This is a genomic window from Microbacterium sp. NPDC088619, from assembly GCF_044752825.1.
Lineage (GTDB): Bacteria > Actinomycetota > Actinomycetes > Actinomycetales > Microbacteriaceae > Microbacterium.
Window position 1 is genome coordinate 1000914 of sequence record NZ_JBIVLZ010000001.1, and the last position, 25185, is coordinate 1026098.

The 25185-nt window shown below is 66.8% G+C and carries 21 protein-coding genes; 9 read left to right on the forward strand and 12 right to left on the reverse strand.

Annotated elements, in window-relative coordinates; genetic code table 11:
* Nucleotides 1-18: 18 nt before the first annotated feature.
* A complete protein-coding gene (manA, locus tag ACIP5T_RS05170) occupies nucleotides 19-1161 on the reverse strand; it encodes a mannose-6-phosphate isomerase, class I (protein WP_400861121.1) in 1143 nt (380 codons plus the stop codon).
* Nucleotides 1162-1248: 87 nt separating this feature from the next.
* Here manA and ACIP5T_RS05175 point away from each other — a divergent pair, with 87 nt between their 5' ends.
* The 4 genes from ACIP5T_RS05175 to ACIP5T_RS05190 all read left to right on the forward strand — a co-directional run bounded on the left by ACIP5T_RS05175 (nucleotide 1249) and on the right by ACIP5T_RS05190 (nucleotide 5645).
* Nucleotides 1249-2664: an O-antigen ligase family protein gene (locus tag ACIP5T_RS05175; protein ID WP_400861124.1), complete on the forward strand. Its 1416-nt coding sequence runs from the start codon at nucleotides 1249-1251 to the stop codon at nucleotides 2662-2664.
* The gene (locus ACIP5T_RS05180) at nucleotides 2661-3959 is read left to right on the forward strand and encodes an O-antigen ligase family protein (protein ID WP_400861125.1); all 1299 of its coding nucleotides are present in this window, start codon (nucleotides 2661-2663) and stop codon (nucleotides 3957-3959) included. The genes ACIP5T_RS05175 and ACIP5T_RS05180 overlap by 4 nt, the downstream gene beginning before the upstream one ends.
* Nucleotides 3960-4057: 98 nt before the next feature.
* Nucleotides 4058-5014: a glycosyltransferase family 2 protein gene (locus ACIP5T_RS05185; protein WP_400861127.1), complete on the forward strand. Its 957-nt coding sequence runs from the start codon at nucleotides 4058-4060 to the stop codon at nucleotides 5012-5014.
* A 4-nt stretch (nucleotides 5015-5018) separates the two neighbouring features.
* Nucleotides 5019-5645, forward strand: a complete 627-nt coding sequence (locus ACIP5T_RS05190; protein WP_400861128.1) for a hypothetical protein — start codon at nucleotides 5019-5021, stop codon at nucleotides 5643-5645.
* 30 nt (nucleotides 5646-5675) lie between these two features.
* Here the strand turns inward: ACIP5T_RS05190 and ACIP5T_RS05195 are convergent, their stop codons facing one another.
* Both ACIP5T_RS05195 and ACIP5T_RS05200 read right to left on the reverse strand, forming a co-directional pair.
* Entirely contained in the window at nucleotides 5676-6041 is a 366-nt protein-coding gene (locus tag ACIP5T_RS05195; protein ID WP_400861130.1) for a hypothetical protein, read from the reverse strand.
* Between the two features lie 43 nt (nucleotides 6042-6084).
* Nucleotides 6085-6774 carry a hypothetical protein gene (locus ACIP5T_RS05200; RefSeq protein WP_400861133.1) on the reverse strand — a complete coding sequence of 230 codons (690 nt, stop codon included), beginning with the start codon at nucleotides 6772-6774 and terminating at the stop codon, nucleotides 6085-6087.
* 92 nt (nucleotides 6775-6866) lie between these two features.
* Between ACIP5T_RS05200 and pseI the strand changes: the two genes are divergently transcribed.
* Nucleotides 6867-7928, forward strand: coding sequence for a pseudaminic acid synthase (pseI, locus tag ACIP5T_RS05205; RefSeq protein ID WP_400861136.1), 1062 nt, complete (start codon nucleotides 6867-6869; stop codon nucleotides 7926-7928).
* 9 nt (nucleotides 7929-7937) lie between these two features.
* Here the strand turns inward: pseI and ACIP5T_RS05210 are convergent, their stop codons facing one another.
* On the reverse strand, nucleotides 7938-9422 hold the full coding sequence (locus ACIP5T_RS05210) for a GNAT family N-acetyltransferase (RefSeq protein ID WP_400861138.1): 1485 nt from the start codon (nucleotides 9420-9422) through the stop codon (nucleotides 7938-7940).
* A gap of 106 nt (nucleotides 9423-9528) precedes the next feature.
* On the opposite strand from ACIP5T_RS05210, the gene pseB reads away from it, so the two are divergent.
* Genes pseB through ACIP5T_RS05225 form a run of 3 tightly spaced genes read left to right on the forward strand, consistent with a single transcriptional unit; the run spans nucleotide 9529 to nucleotide 12373 of the window.
* Nucleotides 9529-10518, forward strand: coding sequence for a UDP-N-acetylglucosamine 4,6-dehydratase (inverting) (gene pseB / locus ACIP5T_RS05215; protein ID WP_400861141.1), 990 nt, complete (start codon nucleotides 9529-9531; stop codon nucleotides 10516-10518).
* Nucleotides 10470-11645: a DegT/DnrJ/EryC1/StrS family aminotransferase gene (locus ACIP5T_RS05220; protein ID WP_400861144.1), complete on the forward strand. Its 1176-nt coding sequence runs from the start codon at nucleotides 10470-10472 to the stop codon at nucleotides 11643-11645. Before pseB ends, ACIP5T_RS05220 begins: the two co-directional genes overlap by 49 nt.
* Nucleotides 11642-12373 carry a cytidylyltransferase domain-containing protein gene (locus tag ACIP5T_RS05225; protein ID WP_400861145.1) on the forward strand — a complete coding sequence of 244 codons (732 nt, stop codon included), beginning with the start codon at nucleotides 11642-11644 and terminating at the stop codon, nucleotides 12371-12373. Before ACIP5T_RS05220 ends, ACIP5T_RS05225 begins: the two co-directional genes overlap by 4 nt.
* Nucleotides 12374-12398: 25 nt before the next feature.
* On the opposite strand, the gene ACIP5T_RS05230 is transcribed toward ACIP5T_RS05225, so the two are convergent.
* The 8 genes from ACIP5T_RS05230 to rfbA form a co-directional block, all read right to left on the reverse strand.
* Nucleotides 12399-13136 (reverse strand): ABC transporter ATP-binding protein, encoded by a 738-nt coding sequence (locus tag ACIP5T_RS05230; protein WP_400861148.1) that lies wholly within the window; start codon nucleotides 13134-13136, stop codon nucleotides 12399-12401.
* Nucleotides 13133-13954 (reverse strand): ABC transporter permease, encoded by an 822-nt coding sequence (locus tag ACIP5T_RS05235; RefSeq protein WP_400861150.1) that lies wholly within the window; start codon nucleotides 13952-13954, stop codon nucleotides 13133-13135. Before ACIP5T_RS05235 ends, ACIP5T_RS05230 begins: the two co-directional genes overlap by 4 nt.
* A 10-nt stretch (nucleotides 13955-13964) precedes the next feature.
* A complete protein-coding gene (gene glf, locus ACIP5T_RS05240; RefSeq protein ID WP_400861152.1) occupies nucleotides 13965-15101 on the reverse strand; it encodes a UDP-galactopyranose mutase in 1137 nt (378 codons plus the stop codon).
* A 92-nt stretch (nucleotides 15102-15193) separates the two neighbouring features.
* The gene (locus ACIP5T_RS05245) at nucleotides 15194-17272 is read right to left on the reverse strand and encodes an acyltransferase family protein (protein WP_400861155.1); all 2079 of its coding nucleotides are present in this window, start codon (nucleotides 17270-17272) and stop codon (nucleotides 15194-15196) included.
* A 68-nt stretch (nucleotides 17273-17340) separates the two neighbouring features.
* On the reverse strand, nucleotides 17341-19485 hold the full coding sequence (locus ACIP5T_RS05250) for an acyltransferase family protein (RefSeq protein WP_400861156.1): 2145 nt from the start codon (nucleotides 19483-19485) through the stop codon (nucleotides 17341-17343).
* Nucleotides 19482-20897, reverse strand: coding sequence for a dTDP-4-dehydrorhamnose reductase (rfbD, locus tag ACIP5T_RS05255; protein ID WP_400861159.1), 1416 nt, complete (start codon nucleotides 20895-20897; stop codon nucleotides 19482-19484). The genes ACIP5T_RS05250 and rfbD overlap by 4 nt, the downstream gene beginning before the upstream one ends.
* A 4-nt stretch (nucleotides 20898-20901) precedes the next feature.
* Nucleotides 20902-21900: a dTDP-glucose 4,6-dehydratase gene (rfbB, locus tag ACIP5T_RS05260; protein WP_400861161.1), complete on the reverse strand. Its 999-nt coding sequence runs from the start codon at nucleotides 21898-21900 to the stop codon at nucleotides 20902-20904.
* Complete coding sequence (rfbA, locus tag ACIP5T_RS05265) at nucleotides 21900-22769, reverse strand: glucose-1-phosphate thymidylyltransferase RfbA (RefSeq protein WP_295104846.1); 870 nt, start codon at nucleotides 22767-22769, stop codon at nucleotides 21900-21902. The genes rfbB and rfbA overlap by 1 nt, the downstream gene beginning before the upstream one ends.
* 104 nt (nucleotides 22770-22873) lie before the next feature.
* Between rfbA and ACIP5T_RS05270 the strand changes: the two genes are divergently transcribed.
* Nucleotides 22874-25159 carry a hypothetical protein gene (locus ACIP5T_RS05270; RefSeq protein WP_400861163.1) on the forward strand — a complete coding sequence of 762 codons (2286 nt, stop codon included), beginning with the start codon at nucleotides 22874-22876 and terminating at the stop codon, nucleotides 25157-25159.
* Nucleotides 25160-25185 lie beyond the last annotated feature (26 nt).

The following is a 25185-nucleotide window of genomic DNA, read 5'->3' on the forward strand; positions in this document are numbered from 1 at the left end:
TCGCGCGCGCCCCGAAGGTCAGCCTCGTGCGTCGGGAGCACCGGGAGAGGCGACGAACGCCTCACCTCGGCCGCTGATCGTCAGACGCACCTCGTCTGGAGTCGCGAACGCCGCCGTGCCGACCGCGACATCGCGCACTTCGTCGTCTGCTCCGCTCACCGCCACACGACCGGACGTGGCGAGGACCATGGTCGGCCCCTCCACATCGATCACGACGCTCGCACCATCGAGCTCGATCCGCCGCAACGAGAAATCGGCCACGGGAACCGGGTACTCGGTGATCGCATCCGCCGACGTCGGACGCAGCACCGGCACTTCGCCCGTCGTGGTGTCGAGGATCGAGAGCAGCTCGGGCACGTCGATGCGCTTCGGAGTGAGGCCTCCGCGCAGCACGTTGTCGCTCGCCGCCATGATCTCCACCCCGAGGCCGGCGATGTAGGCATGCAGGAGGCCTGCGCGCAGGAACACGCCCTCTCCCTTCCGCAGCACCACATGGTTCATGAGGAGTGCGACGACCACCCCTGGGTCACCCGGGTAGGTCTCGGCGATCGACGCGACCCCGCGAAGAGTGGTCGACCACTCCCCCGACGGAGAAGCAGCGGCGGCGCGCACCGAACCCACGATGTCGTCTACCACCTCCTGCGCCTCGCCCGACAGCAGCCAGCCGATCGTGTCGCGGAGCACGTCACCGGGGCCGCTGAGACGGGAGGCGAGCTCCTCGACCCCCGCACTGTCCCCCAGCACGTCGAGCAGACGCAGGGTGTCGTCGACGGGGCGCAGACCACTCAGCGACTCGAAGCGATCGCTCAGCGCGACGATCAGCTCCGGCTTGTGATTGTCGTCGCGATAGTTGCGGTTCGGGTCGGTGGCTGCGAGCGCCGACTCCCGCGCCCACCCGGCTCTCGCCTGCTCGATGGTCGGGTGCACCTGGATCGACAGCGGCGATGCGGCTGCGAGGAGCTTCAGCAGGTAGGGCAAGGATCCCCCGGTGACGGTGTCGAGCGTCCCGTCGCCCTGCACGTCCGCAGGGTCTCCCGGGTGGTCGCCGAACCACACCTCGGCCTCAGGGCCCCCCGTCGGGGTGCGGCCTTCCAGGTCAGCGAGAAGCGTCGCCGACCCCCAGGCGTAGTCACGGGGCACATTCGAGAGGCTGAGCAGCATGACACCAGGGTATTGGCATGCGAACTCGCCGTGCCACGACGCACGGCATCAGGTATGTCGCGAACTGCGCGCTGTAGCCTGAACGCGATGGCGCAATACACGAAGCACCCGGTCGCCGCCCCGCCCACCGCTCCAGAGCGCGAGTCGACGGGGCACCTTCTGCTGCGCGGGTACATCGGCCTCGTGCTCTTCGCGACATTCGCGCACTCGGCGGTCTACAACCTCGTGGGCGAGATCGGGGCGTTCATCACCCTCATCGTGTTCCTGATCGCCACGCTCGCCATCGGCGTTCCGATGGTCTCGCGTCGGCGCCCGGCAGCGTTCGCCTGGCGTCGCCTGCCATGGGCCGCCATCGCCTACACGGCGCTCGCTCTGCTCTCGGTCGCCTGGTCGCAGTGGCGGGGAGCGACCGTCATCACCTGGGTCCTGCTCGCGACCGTCACCGTGAACGCCCTGTTCATCGTGCACGTGCTGTCGTGGCAGGAGATCGTGCGAGCGCTCGCCTCCGCTTTCAAGTGGATCCTCGGATTGTCCCTCGCGCTCGAGCTCTGGGTCGCCCTCGTCGTGCACGCTCCGATCCTGCCGAACTTCTTCGTCCGCCCCGACGGCGAGGCGAACGCGCACTGGTACTGGGTCCGGGGCAACCTGCTCGAGGGCGGCCGCATCCAGGGCATCGTGGGCAACTCCAACGTGCTCGCCATCGTCTGCCTGTTCGCGATCCTCACGTTCGGCGTGCTGTTCGCCGCCCGTGCGCGGTGGCGAACGACTCTGGCTCTGTGGACTCTGCTGGCCGGCTACTTCCTCCTCCGAGCCGGATCCGCCACCGCCTACGCATGTGCTGCGGCCGCGGCCGTGGTACTCGTCGTCGCTCTGCTGATGCGACGCACGACGACACCCGGCGGGCGCACGAGGCTCTACGTGGTGTCCATCGGCGGTGCGGTGGTCGCCGGCGCCGTCGTCTGGCTGCTGCGCGAGCCGCTCTTCGCCCTGCTCGGCCGCAGCGCGGACCTGACCGGCCGCTCCGACATGATCTGGGACAAGGTCCTCGCGCGGGCTGCCGAGCATCCGATCTTCGGCAATGGCTTCTCGAGTCCCTGGGTCCCTTTCGATCCTGCATTCGCCGGATGGATCGAGGATCACGGCATCACCGTCTTCCACGCGCACAACATGTGGCTCGACGTGCTGATGCAGCTCGGCGTCGTCGGTGTCGTCCTCATGGCGCTCGCGTACCTCAGTCTGCTGTGGCGCTCGTGGTTCTTCGCTGTCGACAGACCTCGTTGGGACCTGAAGTCCGACCGCGCCTATTCGGCGATCACACTGCTTCCGAGCCTGTTCACCGTCGTGCTGCTCGTGCAGGGGCTGACCGAGTCGACCCCCATCATGCTCTGGGGATGGATGCTGCTGGTCCTGCTGACGTTCAAGCTCAAGGTCGTGCCCCTGGTGGGCGTGGGCGAACGTGAACGCGTGATCGAACGCGGCGAGCGAAGCCGGCGGGTTCCGTGACGCCGGAACGTCGTCTGAACGACCTCCTCGGCTCGGCCGAGTTCGCTCGCGCGTACACGGTGACCGTCCTCACGGCGGTCTTCTCATCGTTCACGATCGAGGCCGCGGCATCGCACGTCACCCTCGCCGCGATCATCGCCGTGCTGTGCGTGCTCGGCGCATGGATCCTGTGGGTGCGGCGCGAGGAGCTCTCGCTCCTGCGGATCGCTCCCTCGTCGCTCCTGGCCTTCCTCGCGTGGGCGGCCGTCAGCATCGTCTGGACGACCGACAAGTCGGACACCGCCTTCGGGTGGATGCAGCTCTTCGGATTCGCATTCCTGGCGGTCACCGTCGGCCACATCCGCGACACACTGCAGACCGTCCGAGCCCTCGGCGACACACTGAGGTTCCTCCTGCTGGTGTCGCTCGGCCTGGAGATCCTCTCCGGGGTACTGCTCGACACCCCGTTCACGTTCCTCGGCATCCAGGGCGATCTGGCCCTCGGAGGCCCGGTGCAGGGGATCTTCGGCAGCAGGAACATGCTCGGATTCGTCACGGTGATCGCACTCATCACGTTCGTGGTGGAGTGGCGGACGCAGTCGCTGACGGCTCGCATCGCGATCCCCTCGATCGCGCTCGCGGCGCTGATGGCGTTCTTCTCGTCCTCGCCCACCGTGCTGGTGCTCGCGGCTGCGGTCGGCGTCGTCGCCGTCGCTCTCGCCATCGTCCGTCATGCACCCGCAGAGCGGCGGACGATCGTGCAATGGGTGCTCGGCGTGCTCGTCGCCCTCGCCCTCGCCGCGGCCTTCGCCCTGCGCCACGTGATCATCGCACTGCTGGATGCGGGGTCCGACTTCTCGATCAGGGCGACCCTGTGGAACACGATCCTCGATTTCGTCGCTCTCAAGCCGGTGGAGGGTTGGGGCTGGTTCGGGGCGTGGGCCCGCGGCGAGTTCCCCTTCACCTACATCAACTTCCTGCTCGACGACCACCATCAGAGCGCACTGAACGCCTACTTCGACGTACTGCTGCAGCTGGGCGCGGGCGGGCTCGTGCTCTTCCTCCTGTTCGGCGGCATCGCGACCGTGCGATCCTGGCTCGTCGCGAGCGTGCGACGTTCGGTCGTCTACGCCTGGACGCCTCTCATGCTCGTCACGCTCGCCGTGGAGTCGATGTTCGAGAGCTTCACCCTGGTCGGCGCCGGGTGGTTCATGCTGGTCCTGTGCGCCCTGCGGGCCGGCCAGACGAGGTCATGGCGCGAGAACATCGACGCCGCGCACACCGGCGCGATCCCGACCCTGCGCCCCGAACGCTGACCTCCCCGCCGCGCCCTCGGCGGATTCCGAACTGCTCCGGGTAGGGTGGATCTGCTCGCGGCGCCCTGCGGGCCCCGAGCCTCCGGAGATTGCACCTCGTGACTCACGCCCCCTTCGACCCGGCGTCCGCGACGATCGTCATCGTCACGTACAACCGGTCCCACCTCCTGACCGGTCTCCTCGAGAGCATCACCGCGATGGACCCGAAGCCCGGCCACGTCGTGATCATCGACAACGCCTCGTCCGACGACACGACCGACATCGTGGAGTCCTTCCGCCCGAAGCTCGGCACCGAGGTCGTCTACCGCCGACTCGAGACGAACACCGGCGGATCGGGGGGCTTCAGCGAGGGCATGCGCACCGCGTACGAACTCGGCTCCGAGTGGATCTGGATGATGGACGACGACGTCGAGGTCGTGACCGACGGTCTGGCCAGGATGGGCAAGTGGGCCCCGCGCTTCAAGAGCATCCAGGGTCGCCGCTACGACTACGACGGCAGCGAGTTCTACTGGCAGTACCGGATCGCAGAGCGCATGGGGATCCCGATCCCGTTCGCGCCGTCCGGCTTCGACTCCTCCGGCTTCAAGGAGATGAACAGCGGATGCTTCGAGGGGATGTTCATCCATCGGTCGATCGTCAAGCAGATCGGCCTGCCCGACCACCGCTTCTTCATCTACTGGGATGACCAGATGTACGGGTGGCTCGCCTCGCGCAAGACCACTGCGGTGATCGTCGACGAGTTCGTCCTGCGACGCACTCGCGAGATCAAGCAGTGGGACATGGGCATCCGTCACATGAATGCTTCGAGCAACGCCTACCGGTTCTACATCATGCGCAACCGGGCGTACATCAAGCACTACTACCGCGTGCACGGCAACTACAACCCCGTGCTGTTCGGACTCGGGACGTCGATGACGTTCGCGAAGGAGCTCATCCGGCTCCTGTTCGTCGAGCGCACGGTGCGTGGAACGAGCAATCTGTTCCGGGGACTCACGGAGGGCGGCAAGCTCGGCCGCGATCGCTCCTGGAAGCCCATGCCCGCCCTGGAGGACTGACAGCATGACCGACGAACCGCAGCCCGATCTCCGCTGGGCCCCTCTGGAGCCGAAGCCGCGCAATCGCGGTCGGGTCTGGCTCATCGTCGGACTCGTCGTCGCAGCGCTCGTCATCGTCGGCGTGCTGCTGTTCGTCCTCCTGCCGCGCGGAGAGTCGCCGACTCCCGGCGCCAGCGGATCTCCTTCCCCTTCCGCCTCAGCGTCCGCGTCGGCATCTCCGTCTTCATCGCCTTCGCCCTCGCCGACTCCGGCTCAGACCGAAACCCCTCCGCCGACGGCGGCGCCGGAACCGTCGACGCCGGTCACGACCCCGCCGCCCGTCGCAGACCCCTCCGTCGATGCCTTCCGCGAGCAGGTGCGCGGCTGGCTGGACGATGCTCTGACCGGGCTTCAGATCGCCAGTGAGACGAGCGGTCAGGATGCGACTGCCGTGATCGAGAGTCTTCAAGCAGACGCCCAGCGACTGGGCGAGATCGCACCTCCCGGATCCATCGAATCCGCCTGGGGCGCGGCTGTGGACGACTACAACCAGAAGCTCAGCGCTCTGCGCTCGGAGGCGACCGCGGGCACGCCGTCGGTCGACAGCGCACGCGCTGCCGTGAACGAGCTCCGCGCTGTCGTCGGTCTCTGACCTCGAGGCTGAGTCCCGCGTCGTGCGGGCTCAGTCGACGCTGGACTCGAGGCGGCGCAGGCGCTCCTCGTAGTGGGCGGCGAGTTCGAGCCGGATTCGCGCGCGTTCGTGTTCGGCCTGTGCTCGGCTGAGCGCGCCCTCGGCATCCAGATCTCCCGCCTCGAGCCGCACACGCAGCCATTCGAAGCGCTGCTCGAGTGCCGCGACCTGCGGGGCGATGCGGTCGAACTCGGATCTGATGTACGAGAAGTCGGCCTGGGTGCCGGCGAGGCGTGCCTCGTAGTCGCGCTGTGCGTCTTCGAACTGCTCGAGGGCTGGCCTGATTCGGGCCTCCACTCTCGCATCCACACGGTGTTCGACGACGGCGTCGAGTCTGCGACGGAGTCGGTTCAGCATTCAGTCCTCAATCATTCGGGTGATTGTCGATGGTCTGTGACGTTCAGCGGTGGTAGCTGATGCGGCCTGATTCGATCCAGCCCCGCACGAGCTTCGATTCAAGGTCTATCCGGTGTTCTGCGCCCACGGCCGAAGGATCGCCGTACGCGTGGTTCCAGGACGTCTGATCCGGGGAGTCGACGAACGAGAATCCGGCCGCATCGACCCGAGCTCGGGGGAACAGACGGGTCGCGATCCACAGCATCACCGTCCCTGTGGTCGCCCACTGGCCGCCGCTGCGCGGATCAGCGCCCATCGCCTCACCGAGTGGCAGCACCACCTCGCGGTTCGGCATCGTCACGATCCCGAGATCCTCGGGCCAGAAGGCGGGAAGTTTCGGATTCTCCCAGAGCAGGCGCCCCGGTTCGATCATCAGATAGAGGCGCTCGGAGTAGCCGTCGAAGAACCAGGGAGTCGGCCGCACACCGCGGTTGAAGACCACGACGTCGGCGCGTCTCCCCACTGACGGTGCACCGTCGACGTCGTCCACGCGAAAGCCGTTGACTCTGAACACGACGTCCGCCGTGTCGATCAGCTCGGCCCGCGCGTCGGACGGCTCGAGCGGCTGATTGCCGACGACGGCGATCCGGCGCACCGGGGCCGTTCGCCCGTACGCGCCCACGAGCGGACGGAGTCGATCGTAGAACTCGGCCTCACCGGCCATCGCCCTGTCATCACCGACAAGATCCGTCACACGCCCCATGAGACCTCAGCTTAGGGCACGCCGACGAGGACTCCAGCGGCACGGCGGTGAGTCCGCGACAGGACGCGTCTAGAGTTGTCGGCGTGACTTCTTCGCAGACCATTCAGCTCTCCGCGGCGAGCATCGGGGCCGGCTCTTCGGTGTTCACCATCGCTGAGATGTCGGGAAACCACAATGGCGACCTCGATCGCGCGCTCAAGATCGTCGACGCCGTCGCCGCCACCGGCGCCGATGCCCTCAAGATCCAGACGTACACGGCCGACACTCTCACGATCGATTCGGACAAGCCCGCCTTCCAGGTCGCGAGCGACCATGGTCTCTGGGGCGGCCGCAACCTGTATTCGCTCTATCAGGAGGCGCACACGCCGTGGGAGTGGCACGCGCCGATCTTCGACCGCGCGCGCAGCCACGGACTCATCCCGTTCTCCACCCCGTTCGACCCGAGCTCGGTCGCGTTCCTCGAGGACCTGGGTGTGGAGATGTACAAGACCGCATCCGCCGAGATCGTCGACCTGCCGTTGCTCCGCGAGGTCGCCCGCACAGGAAAGCCGATGATCGTGTCCACCGGGATGGCGACGCTGTCCGAGATCGACGCCGCGGTCACCGCGATCCGCGGCGCCGGCGGCACCGAGCTGGTTCTGCTCGCCTGCACCGCCGCCTACCCCGCAGTTCCCGAGGAAGCGCGACTGGGCAACATCGAGGCGCTGCGGAACGCCTTCGACGTCCCGGTGGGACTCTCTGACCACACGCTCGGTATCGGAGTCGCGGTCGCTGCCGCCGCCCTCGGCGCGGTCGTGATCGAGAAGCATGTCACGCTCGACCGCACGGATGGCGGGGTCGATGCGGATTTCTCTCTCACGCCCGAGGAGTTCCACGCTCTCGTCGTGGCCTCGGAACAGGCACGGGTCGCGTCGGCGAGCGGCGTGTCCTTCGGACCGACAGCCCAGGAAGAGGCGGTTCTCGCCCTTCGCCGGTCTCTGTTCGTCGTCACCGACGTGCGTGCCGGTGACAGGGTGAGTCCGGATAACGTGCGGTCGATCCGTCCGGCCGGAGGACTCCGCCCCGATGACTTCGACTTCGTGAGCGGCCGCACCTTCACGCGAGACGTGGAACGCGGGACGCCACTGACCTGGGATGTGCTCTAGGTCACGCTCTCAGGACAGTCGCCATTTCGCCAGGGTGAGGAAGCCGTCTTCATCCGCGGGGAGATGCGGAAGATAACCGGCGCGCTCGAACAGTCGGCGAGACGCGACATTGTCGTGGTGCACCGCCGCCACCAGTCGAAGCGGGGGCAGTGCAGAGAGCGCGTTTTCCGCCGCCCGAACCACCGACGCGGCGATACCGCGACCGCGGCTCTCGGGGGCGACCGTGATCGAGATCTCCCACTCGCCTTCCGCACTTCTGTCCCAGCGGCAAGTGGCGACCGGCATCCCATCGCGTTCGATCATCAGGAGTCGACGATCGGGGTCCTCGAGGCTTCTCGCGAGCCAGTCGCGGTGGGATCGCCAATCGATCTCACCGCGCGAGCGGGAACTGAGCCGGACGGTCGGGTCATTGCGCCACTCGAGGAGCATCTGCCCGTCCTCGGCCGTCGCTGGGCGAGCGAGCGCGCCGGACCGAGGCTCGACGTGCGGTCGGGTGTGCAGCAGCTGCTCCCAGGAGGCCACGATCCGCCAGCTGCCGAGCCCATCGACGATCTGCTTCAGCGCGGCGGCCGTCGCGGCGAGCGATTCCGGTGAAGCGAAGAGATCGCCGAGCAGGCCGATCCGCTCCTCGAGGTCCTGATGCGGCGGCTCCCCCAGACCGACCGCGAGCCCCCGCTCGACGATCTGACGGTATCCGGCACGCTGGTTGTCCGCCACGCAGACGAGTGCCATCGGAAGGCCCATGCAGGCGAAGTCCCAGACCGAGGTTCCGGCAGCGGTCACGGCCAGATCGTGGCCTCGAGCGATCGCGGGGAGGTCGTCCACGAAACCGAGGACCTCGACGGAGTGACGCGAGGACTCCGCCGCCGAGCGCACCTCCGCACGAAGGCGGGGGTCGATCACGGTGATCTCCACACTGGAAGGCAGGCGGTCGAAGGCGGCGACGACGCGAGCGGTCACACCGTGAGGATCCGTGCCGCCCATCACGACCAGCACCCGAGGCACCGCCGACGGCGGCTTCCGCACGTCGCGCTGTGCGCGCACCTGCGCACGGACGACCGCGGCGTCGATGCCTGCCAGATGGCTGAGGCTGCGCTCAGGACTCGCGAAAGTGCGCTCGGACGCCAGGTTGGCATCGATGGCGAGATCGGCACGGCGCACACCGAACGGACCGTCTTGCATGTTGCTGATCAGCGGTCCGAGGGACGAGAGATCGGGAATCTCCCGGTAGCTGTCCAGATGGATCACGTCGACGCCGCGCGCGAGGTCTGCGAAGTCGTCGATGCTCGCCCCCGGCCCATGCGTCGTGAACAGCCCCATCGCTGGATCCATCCGACGCAGGATGTCCGCACCGGCGTCGTCGACATCGCCGAACACCGACGCCGCCCACCCGCGGTCCTGCGCGGCGCGCGCGATCGTGAGCGTGCGCATCAGGTGTCCCATGCCCGTCTCGACATCGGCGTTGCAGTGCAGGAGGACCCGTCGCCCGCTCATCGCACGTCCCTCTCCTCAGGGGCGCGCGTGCGCCCACCCGATAGGATAGGCCGGGCATGGAACAACCCGAGCATCCATGCGATCACGACAACGCTGAGGAGACAGAGTGTCGGTTCTCGAGGGCGCGAGCATCCTCATCACAGGCGGAACCGGGTCATTCGGCAAGGCGTTCATACGCCACGCCCTGACGCACCTGGATCCCCGCCGTCTGGTCATCTTCTCGCGTGACGAACTCAAGCAGTACGAGGTGCGACAGCAGTTCGGCGACGACCCTCGACTGCGATGGTTCATCGGCGACATCCGCGATGAGAGACGCCTCGCGCGCGCACTGCACGGTGTCGATTACGTCGTGCATGCCGCCGCGCTCAAGCAGGTGGACACCGCCGAATACAACCCCTTCGAGTTCGTGAAGACGAACATACTCGGCAGCCAGAACGTGATCGAGGCATCGATCGACGCCGGCGTGAAGCGCGTCGTCGCCCTGTCGACGGACAAGGCCTCGAGCCCGATCAACCTGTACGGCGCGACCAAGCTCACCGCCGACAAGCTCTTCATCACGGGCAACCACTACGCCGCCGCGTACGACACCCGATTCGCCGTCGTGCGGTACGGCAACGTGATGGGATCGCGCGGTTCGGTCATCCCGTTCTTCTCCCGCCTCGGCGCGGAAGGCAAGCCGCTTCCGATCACCGATCTGCGCTGCACCCGGTTCTTCATCACACTCCCCCAGGCCGTCGAGATGGTGGTCGACACGTTCGAGCTCATGCAGGGCGGCGAGCTCCTCGTCCCCCGCATCCCGTCGATGAAGGTCACCGACCTCGCCCACGCCGTCGTTCCTGGAGCCGAGCTCGTCGACGTGGGCCTGCGCCCCGGCGAGAAGCTCCACGAGGAGATGATCAGCCCGGAGGAGGGCCGCCGCGCGGTCACGGTCAGCGACGGCAAGTACTTCATCATCCAGCCGGACCTCGCCTCTTGGGGCTATCAGATGCCCGCAGGCGCAGTGCCGGTGCCCGAGGGCTTCGCCTATCGTTCGGACAGCAACGACCGATGGTACTCGCAGGAGGAGATCGCGCAGATCATCGAGGCGGGGATCTGACGGTGCTGCCGTACGGACGTCAGTCGATCTCGGAGGATGACATCCAGGCCGTCGTCGAGGTGCTCCGCGGCGACTGGCTCACGACGGGCCCCGCGGTCGCCGCCTTCGAGGCGAGGATCGGCGAGGTCGCCGGGGGTCACCGTGCAGTCACCGCGACCTCGGGAACGGCGGCGCTCCACATGGCGTATGCCGCCGCCGGAGTCACCCAGGGCGACACCGTGATCTCGACACCGATGACCTTCATCGCCACGACCGCGATGGCATCGGTCCTCGGGGCGAACATCGTGTTCGCCGACATCGAGGAAGACACGGCGCTGATCGATCCGGATGCGGTCGACGCGCTCGTCGATGAGCGGACCACGGTGATCGCCGCTGTCGATTACGCCGGCCACCCTGCGGACTACGACAGGCTCTCCGCCGCGGCTTCAAGAGTCGGCGCTCTCGTGCTCGATGACGCCGCGCACTCGATCGGCAGCACGTACAAGGGCCGACCGGTCGGCGACCTCGCGGATCTGACGACGTTCTCGTTCTTTCCCACGAAGAATCTCACGACCGGCGAGGGCGGTGCGCTCGTGGCCAAAGATCCTCTCCTCGCGCAGCGCGCCCACGAGTTCCACTTCATCGGGCTCGTGCGCGACGCCGATCGATTCGCGGTGACGACCGAGGGCGCCTGGCATCAGGAGGTCCATGAGTTCGGCTTCAACTACCGGCTGGACGACATCGCGTGCGCACTGGGGATCTCCCAACTCGCACGGCTCGACTCATTCAGGCGGCGACGCGCCGAGATCACTCGACGCTATGACGCGGCGCTCTCCGGTGTCGACGGGGTGCGCACGCCGATCCAGCGCGACGACGTCGATCTGATCCGCCATCTCTACCCGGTGCGCATCCTCGATCGGCGCCGTCGTGAGGTCTTCGATCGGATGCGTGCGGACGGCATCGGAGTGCAGGTCAACTACATGCCCGTGTACTGGCATCCGGTCTATGCGGATGCCGGCTACCGCCGAGGCATGTGCCCCAACGCAGAGGCCTTCTACGCCGAGGAGCTCTCGCTCCCCATCCACCCTGAGCTCACTGACGATCAGGTCGATCAGGTCGTCGAGTCGCTCGTCAGGGCTCTCCGTTGACACGTATCGGGATCATCACGCAGGCACGGATGACCAGCAGCCGCCTCCCGGGCAAGGTGCTGATCGCCGCCGGCGGCCGCTCGATACTCGATCACCATATCGACAGGCTCATCGCCGCCGATCTGCCCGTGGTCCTCGCCACGACGACGAATGCCGCCGACGACCCCCTCGCGGCGCTGGGGCATGCGCGAGGGGTCGAGGTCTTCCGCGGCAGCGAGGTCGACGTGCTGAGCCGCTTCGCGGGGGCGGCGACTTCCGCAGGACTCGACGTCATCGTCAGGGTGACATCGGATTGCCCTCTGATCGACCCGGCTCTGATCTCCGAGGGGGTTCGCCGATTCGTCGAGCTCGATGCCCCTCACGCGCACGTCTCCAACGTCCTCGAGCGCACGTACCCGCGCGGGTTCGACTTCGAGGTCTTCTCCGCGTCAGCGCTCGCCGAGGCCGACAGGAACGCCACCGAACCGGCGGAGCGGGAACACGTCACCCCGTACCTCTACACGGGGCGGTCGCCGCGGTCGACCATCCACTCGGTGGCTCAGCAGATCGACGCCTCGCGTTATCGGGTGACCCTGGACACCCCGGATGACCTGATCGTCATCCGGGCGCTCATCGAGGAGCACGGCGCTGCCGCGCTCGATGTGTCCGAGATCGTGGCCGTCCTCGACGCCCACCCCGAACTCGCCGCGGTCAACGCGCACGTGGAGCAGAAGAAGCTCGGCGAATGACCGTGAGGGCGGCTGCCCACCTGTGTCAGCCGCGGTTGTAGTCCGCGTTGTATCGGTCGAGAACGTCTGCGATCGGCCCGTCGAGCACGAGCGCGCCCTTGTCGAGATAGAGACCGCGAGTGCAGAATCGGCGCAGGTCGCGCTCGCTGTGGCTGACGAAGAAGAGCGTGCGTCCCTCGGCGAGGAGCTCGTCGATGCGCTTGTAGCACTTGTCTCGGAACGCCTTGTCTCCGACCGCGAGCACCTCATCGACGAGCAGGATCGGCTCGTCGAGCTGGGACACGACCGAGAACGCCAGACGCACCTTCATGCCGTTCGACAGGTGCTTGTAAGGAGTGTCCTCGAAACCGGCCAACTCGGCGAAGGCGATCATGCTGTCGTAGCGCTCCGCGACCGCGTCACGCGGCATCCCGTGCAGACCTGCCATCAACGCGACGTTCTCGCGCACAGTCAGGTCGCCCACGAACCCGCCCGTGATCTCGATCAGCGGAGCGACTCCACCCTTCACCTTCACCGCCCCCTCGTCGGGGAGCAGCACCTTCGCGACGAGACGGAGCAGCGTGGATTTGCCCTGGCCGTTGCGCCCGACGACGCCGATCGACTCTCCTTGCTGCACCGTGAACGAGACGTCGCGCAGCGCCCAGAACTCTCCGGAGCGCGACCGCCGCGCCGCAGGGGCGAAAAGGTCTTTGAAGTTCTGGCGCCCACGGCGGTTTCGGCGGAAACGGACGCCCAGCCCCCTGGCCTCGATCGCGACGGTCATCCCAGCTCCTTCAGCACGGTGCGCTCGAGGGACCGGAACGTCCATAGACCGAGCGCAAGAATGACGAGGGTCATCCCCACGCTGACGAGCAGCGTGAAAAGGTTCCACTGGTCGGGGAAGAACGGCATCCGATACAGCATGAAGATCCCGGCGAGCGGATTGAACGCACCGAGGGTCTGGAAGATGCCGGGAAGATCTGTGACGTTGTAGATGATCGGAGTCGCATAGAACATGGCCCGCAGGATCAGCGCGGTCGTGCGCTCCAGGTCGACGAAGAGGACGCAGAGCGGGGCGACCAGAAGCCCCAGGCCCACGAGGAGGAGCGTCTGCAGGAACACGGCGACCGGAACCCAGAGGATTCCCCAGCCGACCTGCACAGTGTGCGCCGGGTCCTGCTCCACCATCAGGTTGATGATCACGAACGCCGCGAGCACGGGCAGGGAGAAGAGGAACTCCACTCCCTTGCTCAAGACGATGCGGTTGACCCAGATCGATCGAGGGATCGCGGTCGAGCGCACCAGCTTCGCGTCCTTCTTGAACGCGCGGGTGAAGTCGGTGACCGACGTGTTGAACCACACCCAGGGCAGCAGGGCGCTGATGAGGAACACGATGTACGGATCCTCACCGACATCGCGGTTGAAGATCTGCGTGAAGACGAACCAGTAGATCACGCTCATCACGAGCGGATCGAGCACCGACCACAGGTACCCGAGCAGGCTCGTCGAATACCGCACCTTCAAGTCCCTGGCCGACAGCAGCCACAGGGAATGCAGATAGCGCCGGAGCGTTCCGGGTGCCCCGGCAGCAGTGTGACTCACAGTGCCGAGTCTACGAGAGCGAGTTGTTCCACAGCGACAGCGCCGAGCCGATGGCCATGTGCATGTCGAGGTACTGGTAGGTGCCGAGGCGTCCGCCGAAGTGCACGTCCTTCTCGCCCTTCGCGAGCTCACGGTACGCGAGCAGACCGTCGCGGTCCGTCGGCGTGTTGACGGGGTAGTACGGCTCGTCCTCGCGGTTGGCGAAACGAGAGAACTCGCGCATGATGACGGTCTTGTCGGAGTCGTAGACGTCCTTGCGCTCCGGGTGGAAGTGCTTGAACTCGTGGATGCGCGTGTACGGCACGTCCATGTCCGGGTAGTTCATGACGCTCGTGCCCTGGAAGTCGCCGATGTTCAGCACCTCCTGCTCGAAGTCGAGAGTGCGCCAGCTGAGGGCGCCCGCCGTGTAGTCGAAATAGCGGTCCACGGGGCCCGTGTAGATGATGGGCAGCTGTCCGACTGTCGCCTTCTTGTTCAGCGGCTGACTCTCGTCGAAGTAGTCGACGTTCAGCTTGACCTCGATGTTGGGATGATCGGCCATCCGCTCGATCCACGCGGTGTAGCCGTCGGTCGGCAGCCCCTCCCACGTGTCGTTGAAGTAGCGGTTGTCGTACGTGTAGCGCACGGGGAGACGGCTGATGATATCGCCCGAGAGCTTCTGCGGGTCGGTCTGCCACTGCTTGGCCGTGTAGTCGCGGAAGAAGGCCTCGAACAGAGGCCGGCCCACGAGGGCGATGCCCTTCTCCTCGAAGTTGGCCGCCGTCTTGACGTCGAACTCCCCCGCCTGCTCGCGCACGAGGGCTCTCGCCTGGTCGGGCGTGTACGCCGACTGGAAGAACTGGTTGATGGTGCCGAGGTTGACCGGCATCGGGAAGACCGTTCCCTTGTGGGTCGTGTAGACCCGGTGCACGTAGTTCGTGAAGCTCGTGAAGCGGTTCACGTACTCCCACACCGTGGCGTTGGACGTGTGGAACAGATGGGCGCCGTAGCGATGCACCTCGATGCCCGTCTCGGCCTCCGCCTCGCTGTAGGCATTCCCGCCGATGTGGTGGCGACGGTCGATGACCGTGACCTTGCGGCCGGCATCGGCTGCACGTTCTGCGATGGTGAGGCCGAAGAAGCCCGACCCGACGACAAGAAGATCCATGTTGCTGCTTTCTGCCCACAAGGCTCACATCCGCACGGCGTCGCGCGGCATACAGCAGACAACTCTACCGGCAGCGGGCTCGGCGCAACCTGTCAGCCCGCCTCGACGCCGAGAGGGCCTCCGGTCTCCAGCATCGCCTGCAGCATCGGAGCGAGGGTCCGCCCGTACGTGTCGGAGATGTGATTGTCGTCGATGTACACGGCGATGTTGCCGATCGATCCTCGGCACATGTCGTCGGGGCAGAGCCATGGCCGGAAGTCCACGGCGACGACCCCCTCGAGCGCCGCCAGGTCGTCGAGGTCCTCCCCCACGGCGAACCCGGGTTCGGGGACATCGCACGAGGTTGCGGCGGCTCCCGGGGGGATCTCCGATTGCTCCAGCGCGCACTCGTACATGTCGAAGTCGAAGCGCGGATTGTCGCGCACGGCGATCACCTGGATCCCGTTCGCGGTGAGCTCGTCGGCGATCTCTCGGATCCCCTCCACGAGCACCTCGGGCGACGCGGGCGTCGCCCGAGTCACGACGAGGTACACGGCGTCCGGCTGCACCCTGGTCGCGTACTCGATCGCGGCGGCGCGCCACTCCTCGCACGGCGGACCCGCGGCCGACCAGGTCGGCGCCCCGATGCCGATCGCGCATCCCCCCTTCAGCAGCGCGACGATGCCCCATCCCTGCTGATCGGCGAGCACCGTGAGGGGAGACATGAGCTGCTGCGCATGGGAGTCCCCCATCACGAGCACCCGCCAGGCGTCCGAATCCTCCGCGTTCGCGGTCTGAGCGCAGCTGCCCTGCAGCACCGGCTCCTCAGGCGCGAGGTCGCCCGCACAGCTGCCCTTCAGGTCCACCCACTCCTCATCGAGGGCCGTGGCCAGCGGCCTCAGCGGGAGATCGACGCCGGAGAGGTCGATCGGCGTATCGATCTGCGCGGCCCCCGGATACCCGCCGGTGTCGCCGGCCATCAGGGCTGCCTCACGCTGCTCGATCGTGATCTGCCATGCGGCGAGCGGTGCTGCGACGACGACGACGGACGCCGCGAGAACGAGCGCACCGAGCCGATGCGAACGCTCGATGACACGGGAGTCGCGAAGAGGTCGCTCGACGAGCATCGACACGAGACGCGCCAGCACGAGTGACACGAAGACGATTCCGGCGCCGGCCAGCCAGCCCGGCTCGGAACGCCCGCTCAGCATCATCCAGGTCACGAGGACGGGCCAGTGCACGAGATAGAGCGCGTAGGCATCGCGCGCGATGTATCGCAATGGCGCTGATTCCAGGACCATCGCCGGACCGCCACGCGGGCGGTCGCGCCCGGCGATGATGACGAGCGCCGTGCAGACCACAGGCCACAGGGCGAGGTACCCGGGGAAACCCCCCTGCACGTCGAGCACGATCCCGCACATCACGATGCCGACGATGCCTGCCCATCCGAGGACCGCCCCGATCGAAGGACGGACTCGGACGAAGGGGAGAGCGATCGCGACGAGCGAGCCGGCCGCGAACTCCCACAGCCGTGTGCGCGTGTCGAAGTACGCGAACGACTGGGCCTGCACGGTCTCGACGATCGAGAACCCGAGCGAAGCCACGAAGATCGCTCCGAACACGAGCGCCAGCACGGGGACGACCATGCTCCGTCGGCGGCGGAGCACCACCCACACCGCCGCGATGATCAGGGGCCACAGGATGAAGACCTGCCCCTGCACCGACAGCGACCAGAAGTGCTGGAACGGACTCGGCGTGACGGACTCACGCGCGTAGTAGTCGACCTCCGACAGGGCCAGCGTCCAGTTCTCGACGTAGAAGAGGCTCGACCAGGCTTCGTGCCAGACGCGCGGCCATTCGGTCTGCGGATACGCCACGAGCGCGACGGCGAGCACGCCGACGATCGTCACGGCTGCCGCGGGCAGCAGCCGTCGGAAGCGGCGCAGCCAGAAGGCGCCTAATGCGAGCGGGCGCTGAGACTCGACCCGCCGCACGAACGACGCGGTGAGGAAGAACGCGGAGACCATCAGGAAGACGTCGACGCCGCCCGAGACGCGGCCCAGCCACACGTGATAGGCGACGACGAGCAGAATCGCCAGCGCACGGAGACCATCGATGTCGGCACGGTGCGTCAGCGGACGCACGGAGTCAGCCGCGGCAGGTCGAGGCCAGGTCGGTCGCGTCTGAGTCATGAGGGAGGGCGTATCGGCGGTGGGGTGTCGCCGCGGTCGTCTCGGGTCGACCGTCTGCCGTTCTCAGCCTATCTGCTCTGAGTCAGCAGCCGTTCGGCCGCCGCGTCGATCTCGATTCCGAGCAGTCGGGCGTACTCGAGATTGAGGTGATCCGCGTCGTAGTAGACGGGGATGCCACCCACCACGGCGTAGCACGAGGTCGCATCGCAGAAGCGGTCCGTCAGATCCAGCACGCTGATCGATGCCGACCCGGCTGCCGCACCTGCGGCGACGATCGGGTCGCGCGGGTGCGCCTCAGCGCGAGGACGCGCGCAGGCTCGCGGCTCGTCCGCGTTGTGAAGCACGCAGTCTGGGCTCCGGACCTCCGCATTGAACGGAGGATCCGCCAGCGCGAGCACCTTGATGCCCTCATCGTTCCAGCGCTTCCAGTAGTCCAGCAATCCTTGCGACATCTGATCGATCTGCGGCCTGTCACTCCCGTCATCGACCAGCTGAAGCCGAGATGCCATCGCGGTGATGACGAGGTCGGGGTCGTCTTCGGCGACGGTGTCGGCGAGGTCACGGGACCACTCGCGACACCTCTCGACATCGGCGGCACCCCACGCGCTGCGGAATCCGATGAACTCGACGTCGGCCACGGGGCACCCTCCGTAGTAGCTCGTGTCGACGATCCAGCCGTTGTTCTCGGCGATGTCGAACACGGCCCCCTGCCACTGCTGCGCATGAGAGTCGCCGATCAGCCAGACCCGTGTCGGATCCTTCGCACCGCGCGAGAAGTCGCACTCGTGCGTGGTCTTCAGATCTCCATAGGTGAGGATCGGCAGGAACTCACCGCACTCATCAGGGGTGTAGAAGTACTCGTTCTTCTTCGTCATCACCGAATAGTCCGCCGCCCCGAAGGGGTCGGCGCACTCGGCCCCCGGTGCGAGCGCCGAGGGACCCTCGCAGGTCGACGCGACGACCTCGTCGGGCGGTCCGTCCGCCTCGACCCGTGCGGTGAACGACGCGAGGACTCCGGCCACGAGAGCAGCGATGACGACCATGCCGGTGACCATGAGCCCGAACGCTCGGCGCGAGGATCCCCGCCAGTACCCCCACGTCTGTCCGGCATCCTCGACGAACCTCTTCGTCAGCGCGGCCAGCACGAGCGCGATCGCCAGCACCGCGACCTTCGACAGGGTGGTCGCCTCTCCGCCGATGACGAACGGCGCCACGACGATGAGCGGCCAATGCCACAGATACAGCGAGTACGAGATGCCGCCGACCCACTGCACCGGCCGCAGTGCCGTCGCCTTCGAGTGCCAGAGAGAGGCATACCCGCCTCCGGCGAGGATCACGGCCGCGGTGCCGAGGACGGGCACGAGCGCGGTGTACCCGGGGAAAGCCGTCGTGTGATCGTAGACGAGGGCGGCGAAGACGATGAGTGCGAACCCGACCAGGCTGACGATGTCAGCGGCCATGCGTCCGAGCGGTATCCGGCTTCCGAAGAGCGCGATCGCGCCGCCGACGGCGAACTCCCACCCGCGCGTGAAGGTTGCGAAGTACGCCTGAGGCGGTGCGACGATCGTGTAGATGACGCTGGCGGCGAAGGAAAGCACGCCCACCACGGCCACGACCATGATCAGCGCGTTGGTGGTCCTCGCCCTCGCTCCGCGCCGAGTCGTCGGGCCTCCGGTGCGCCGAGCGACGGCGAGCGCGGCCAACAGCAGCAACGGCCAGACGATGTAGAACTGCTCTTCGACCGACAGCGACCAGTAGTGCTGGACGACGCTGGCCGCATCGTTGAGCGCCGAGTAGTTGACCGACATGGATGCCAGGAACCAGTTCTCGACGTACCCGGCACTCGCCGCGACCTCCCAGGCGCCCCGCTCCCACCGCGGGTAGGGAAGGAACACCACGAGGAGCAGGAGCGACACCGCCAGGACGAGCAGCGCGGCCGGAAGCAGCCGCCGGATCCGTCGAGCGTAGAACGCCCCGAGTCGCACTCCCCCGGTCCGCGTCATCTCCCCGACGAGGTGTCCTGTGATGAGGAAGCCGGAGATCACGAAGAAGACGTCGACACCGACGTAGCCGCCGGGCAGGCGTGTCGGCCAGAGGTGGTTGAGCACCACCAATCCGATGGCCACAGCGCGAAGCGCCTGGATGTCGGTTCGGAATACCCGCGCCTTCGGTGCCGCGGCGGGAGCATCCGCGGTCCGCAACGACACGCTCACGGCGCGAGATACTCCCGGAGGAGTTCGTCGCCCGCACGCGGGGTGAAGCCGATGCCGTGAACTCGCGTCAGATCGAGCACGCTGTTCAGCGGGCGCGGGGCGACGGGCGACGTCGCCGAGGCGAAGTACTGCTCCGTCGACACACCCGTGACACGCGTCGCATCGTGGCCGGCGAGCTCGAACACACGGCGAGCGATGTCGGCCCAGGTGACGACCTCGCCCTCGGAGGTCAGGTTGTAGACCCCGAACGGCGGACGGGTCTCGAGCAGAGTGCGGATGAGGCGAGCGATCTCGGCCGCGAACGTGAGTCGCCCGCGCTGGTCGTCGACGACCTTCGGGTCGACTCCCTTCGCCGCCAGCGAAGCCATCGTGCTGACGAAGTTGCTTCCGCTGCCGATCACCCAGGATGTGCGGACGATGTAATGACGCGGCGCGGTCGAGACCGCGAGATCGCCGGCCGCCTTGGACTGACCATAGACGCCGAGAGGACACACGAGGTCGTCTTCGGTGTACGGCCGATCGGCGCTTCCATCGAACACGTAGTCGCTCGACACGTGCACGAGCGTGATCCCGTGCTCTGCGGCGATGCGAGCCAGAGCGGCGGGCCCTGAGGCGTTGACCGCCCATGCGTCGCGCCTGCCGTCGGGCGTCTCCGCGCGATCCACCGCCGTGTACGCCGCGGCGTTGATGATCGTGTCGTAGTCGCGCCAGCGGCGGGCGTCGGCCAGCGTCGCCGACCCGAGATCGAATTCGGCGCGCGTCGTCCACTCGACGCTGTGCACGCCGTCGAGCTCTGCCCGGAGCGCTGTTCCCAGCTGTCCGCCCGAGCCGATCACGAGCGTCTTCCGAGGAGCGACCGGCTCCACGTCTGCGAGGCGGGGGTGTGCCAGATCCTTCGCGGACACCTCGGCCTGCGCAAGCGGGATCGGCCACTCGATCGCGGCGGTCTCGTCTGCGAGATTCAGGAACGAGTAGGACGCGTCCGGCGACCAGTGGTCGTTCACGAGATAGGTGTAGGCGGTGTCGGGCTCGAGGGTCTGATACGAGTTTCCGACGCCCCGGGGCACGAAAATGGCCTTCGACGGATCGAGCTCTGCGGTGAAGACGGCGCCGAACGTCGGGCCCTCGCGCAGGTCGACCCAGGCGCCGAAGATGCGACCGGTCGCGATCGACACCCACTTGTCCCACGGCTCCGCGTGGATCCCGCGGGTCGTTCCGACGGCATCGTTGAAGGAGACGTTGTTCTGGACCGGACCGAAATCGGCGAGGCCGAGCGCCGTCATCTTCTCGCGCTGCCAGTTCTCCTTGAACCACCCACGCGAATCGCCGTGAACCGGCAGATCGAAGATCTCGAGCCCCGGGATCGTCGTCTCAGTGCGGCTCAGGGACTTGCCGAAGTCGATCTCGGTCATCGGGTCACTGCCCCTTGGAGGCGTAGAACGCCTCGGTCTGATCCTTGGACGGTGCCCACCACGACTCGTTGTCGCGGTACCACTCGATGGTGGCCGCCAGTCCGGACTCGAAGTCCGCGAACTCCGGCTTCCAGCCCAGCTCCGTGCGCAGCTTCGTGGAGTCGATCGCATACCGCAGATCGTGACCTGCGCGGTCGGTGACGTGGTCGTACGCGTCTCGCGGCTGGCCCATCTCTTCGAGGATCAACTCGACGACGTCCTTGTTGTTGCGCTCGCCGTCGGCTCCGATCAGATAGGTCTCGCCGATCTGACCCTTCTCGAGGATCGTCAGCACTGCAGACGAGTGGTCGTTCGCGTGGATCCAGTCCCTGACGTTCTCGCCCGCCCCGTAGAGCTTGGGACGGATGCCGCGGATCACGTTGGTGATCTGACGCGGGATGAACTTCTCGACGTGCTGATACGGCCCGTAGTTGTTCGAGCAGTTCGAGATCGTCGCCTGCACGCCGAACGAGCGGACCCAGGCACGGACGAGCAGATCGCTGCCCGCCTTCGTCGATGAGTACGGCGACGACGGGTTGTACGGAGTCTGCTCGGTGAACCGCTCGGGGTCGTCGAGCTCGAGATCGCCGTAGACCTCGTCGGTGGAGATGTGGTGGAACCGTGTCTCGTGCTTGCGCGCGGCTTCGAGCAGCGTGTAGGTGCCGATGATGTTGGTGTCCAGGAACGGACGGGGGCTGTGCAGCGAGTTGTCGTTGTGCGACTCCGCCGCGTAGTGCACCACGGCGTCCGCCTCGGCGGTGAGCCCGTCGACGAGCTCGGCATCGGTGATGTCGCCGTGCACGAACCGCACACGGTCTTCAGGCAACCCCGCGAGCGAGGCCCTGTTGCCGGCGTAGGTGAGCGCGTCGAGGACCGTGACGGTGTGGTCCGTGTGCTCGGCCACATAGTGGACGAAGTTCGACCCGATGAATCCGGCGCCTCCGGTGACGAGGATGTTCGACATCAACGACCTCTTTCCAGGGTCTCGAGCAGGTATGTGCCGTAGCCGGACTTCACGAGCTTCGTGGCCCGTTCACGCAGTTCGTCGTCGGTGAGGAAGCCCTGGCGCCATGCGACCTCTTCCGGCACGCCGATGCGCAGCCCGGTGCGGCGCTCCATGGTGCGCACGTAGTCACCGGCATCCGACATCTGATCGAACGTGCCGGTGTCCAGCCATGCGGTTCCGCGAGGAAGCACCTCGACCTGGAGCCCGCCGCGCTCGAGATATGCGCGGTTGATGTCGGTGATCTCGTACTCGCCGCGCGCGCTCGGCTCGAGGGTGCGGGCGATCTCGACCACGTCGTTGTCGTAGAAGTAGAGTCCGGGCACGGCGTAGTTGCTCTTGGGGTGCTCAGGCTTCTCCTCGAGGGAGACGGCGCGACCGTCGGCGTCGAACTCGACGACACCGTAGGCGTTGGGCTCTGCGACCCAGTAGGCGAACACGGCACCGCCCTCGACGTCCGTGTAGCGCTTGAGCTGGGTGCCGAGCCCCGGGCCGTAGAGCAGGTTGTCACCCAGCACGAGGGCGACCTTGTCGTCGCCGATGAAGTCGGCTCCGATCACGAAGGCCTGTGCGAGGCCGTCCGGCGACGGCTGCTGCGCGAACGTGAGATTGACCCCGAACTGCGAGCCGTCACCGAGAAGACGCTCGAACTGCTCGGCGTCGTGAGGCGTGGTGATGATCAGGATGTCCCGGATCCCCGCCAGCATCAGCGTCGACAGCGGGTAGTAGACCATCGGCTTGTCGTACACGGGTATCAGCTGCTTGGAGATGCCGATCGTAATCGGGTGCAGTCGAGTGCCTGAGCCGCCAGCGAGAATTATGCCTTTCACCCCCATATCGTGCCACATCCCAGCTGGGACTCAGAAAGACACGATTTACTTGCGTCACATCGTTCACACTGGCATCATCTGTGCATTTCCGTCACAATGAGCAGGTGACCGGCTCAAAATCCCCCCACCTGCTCGGCCTCCTCGCCAGTGCAGCGGCTGTCGTCCTCGCCGCATCCCTGCTCGTGGCGACGCCGGCCAGTGCCGTGTCGCCCTCATCCTCCGGCGGTCTCTCGACAGCCGCGACCGCGCTGACATCGTCAGCTGCGGCGACGGGCTCGGCGGATGCGTCGATCCGCGAGACCGCGAACCTCGCGCAGTTCAAGCCGGGGAACATCATCTCCGATGCCGTCTTCTTCCAGGGCGACACCATGTCCGCCGGTCAGATCGACTCGTTCTTCCGCGGGAAGGTCGCGTCGTGCCGCGCTGGATACGTCTGCCTCAAGGACTACCGCCAGAACACGCCGAACCGTCCGGCCGACAGCTATTGCCGGGGCTACAGCGGGGCGGCCAACGAATCGGCGGCCACGATCATCGCGCGGGTCGCGCAGTCCTGCGGCATCAACCCGCGGGTGCTCATCGTGATGCTCGAGAAGGAGCAGAGCCTCGTCACGCACACGTGGCCGAGCAGCTGGCGCTTCGACATGGCGCTCGGTCAGGGCTGCCCGGACACGGCGGCGTGTGACCCCGCATATGCAGGCTTCTTCTACCAGATCTACGGTGCGGCCAGGCAGATGCAGATCTACGCCGAGGGGCGCTGGTTCACGTACTACGCGCCGGGAAAGACCTGGAACATCCTGTACCACCCCAACAGGGCCTGCGGCTCGGCACCGGTCCGCGTCGAGAACAAGGCGACCGCCGCGCTCTACTACTACACGCCGTATCAGCCGAACCGGGCGGCACTCAATGCCGGCTACGGCAGCGGGGACGGCTGCTCCAGCTACGGCAACCGCAACTTCTACCAGCTCTTCACCGACTGGTTCGGCAGCACGCAGACCCAGAGCGCCACGTCGGCCACCCTCGCGCAGGTCCCGGGTCGCGCGGAGATCTATCTCGTGCAGTCCGGCACGCGCCACCATGTCGTCGCAGGCGAGGACTACGCCGCTCTGCGGTCGAGGCTCGGCGGGGCCGTGTCGGTGGCCGCGGCGTATCTCGACCCGATGCCAGAGGGCAAGCCGGTCACGCGATACGTGCATGACCCTCGAACGGGCACCCTGTACCTCCTGGAGCCCGACGGCACCCGGCATCGCTTCGTCGACGCGGCTCAGATCGCGCTGTTCGGATACTCGTTCAGCTCGTACGTCAACCTCACCGGCGCCACGGCGGACCGATTCTCCGAGGGTGCACCCGTCGGATCGTTCTTCCGCTCGGGAGCGGAGCCGGAGGTATACCTCTATCAGGCGGGTCTGCGCAGGCACGTCGCCAACCAGCAGACGTGGCTCGAGGTGTCCAGAGGAACGTCCGGGTACGTCGCCTCGATGAAGCCGTCGGCGGCTGCATCGATCGGCATCGGGCTCCTCGTCATCAAGGCGAACAGCCTGGTGCGCGCCGCAGACTCGAAGGACATCTACCTCACGCTCCTCGGCGATCGCCTGGTGCACGTGCCCAGCACCGCCCTCGCCGCCGAGTTCGGCGCCACGAGTCTCACCGTGATACCGCGCAGTTCGGTCGCAGCCAACCCGAAGGTCGGGTCGACGCTCACTCCGATCGTCTCGTGCGGCAACACCAACCTGCTCGCCGCGGGCGGCAAGGTCTATCCGGTGTCGGGCACGCAGTTCGGCAGCATCAAGCCGACGAAGCTCGGCAGCGGCGAATGCGGCGCGATGACCCGCGCGAAGACGACGGTCTCCGTCCCGCTCTTCGTCCAGCCGCAGGGTGCAGCTGAGATCTACGTCGTCTCGGGCGGCACGCTGCGGCACGTGCAGTCCCCCGCCGATCTGCTCGCCCTCAACGGATCCAGACCCTTGCAGGTGCTGCCCTGGTCGCAGGCCACCGTCAGGTGGTACGGCATCGGCCCCGCGTTCCTCCCCTCGAACTCCTTCGTGCGATTCACCGGACGCGACGAGATCTACCGATTCGAGAACGGGATGCTGCGTCACGTTCGCAGCATCAAGACCCTGCTCCAGCTGAACGGAGGAAAGCCGCCGCGGGAGTATGTGCTCCCGGGTGAACAGCTCTCGCAGTTCAAGGTCGGGTCCCCCCTGCTCACCAACGGAGTCGACTTCGTGCAGTTCACCGGCACGCCCGAGATCTACTTCTACGAGAACGGCAAGCTGAGGCACGTGACGTCGATCACGGTCCTGCTGAGACTCGGCGGAGGGCGCGCACCCGCGGTGCTCCAGATCGCCCCCGCGTTCAAGGCCGACTACTCGGTCGGGGCTCCGATCACGTGACCCTCCCGTTCCGGTCGATCCGATAG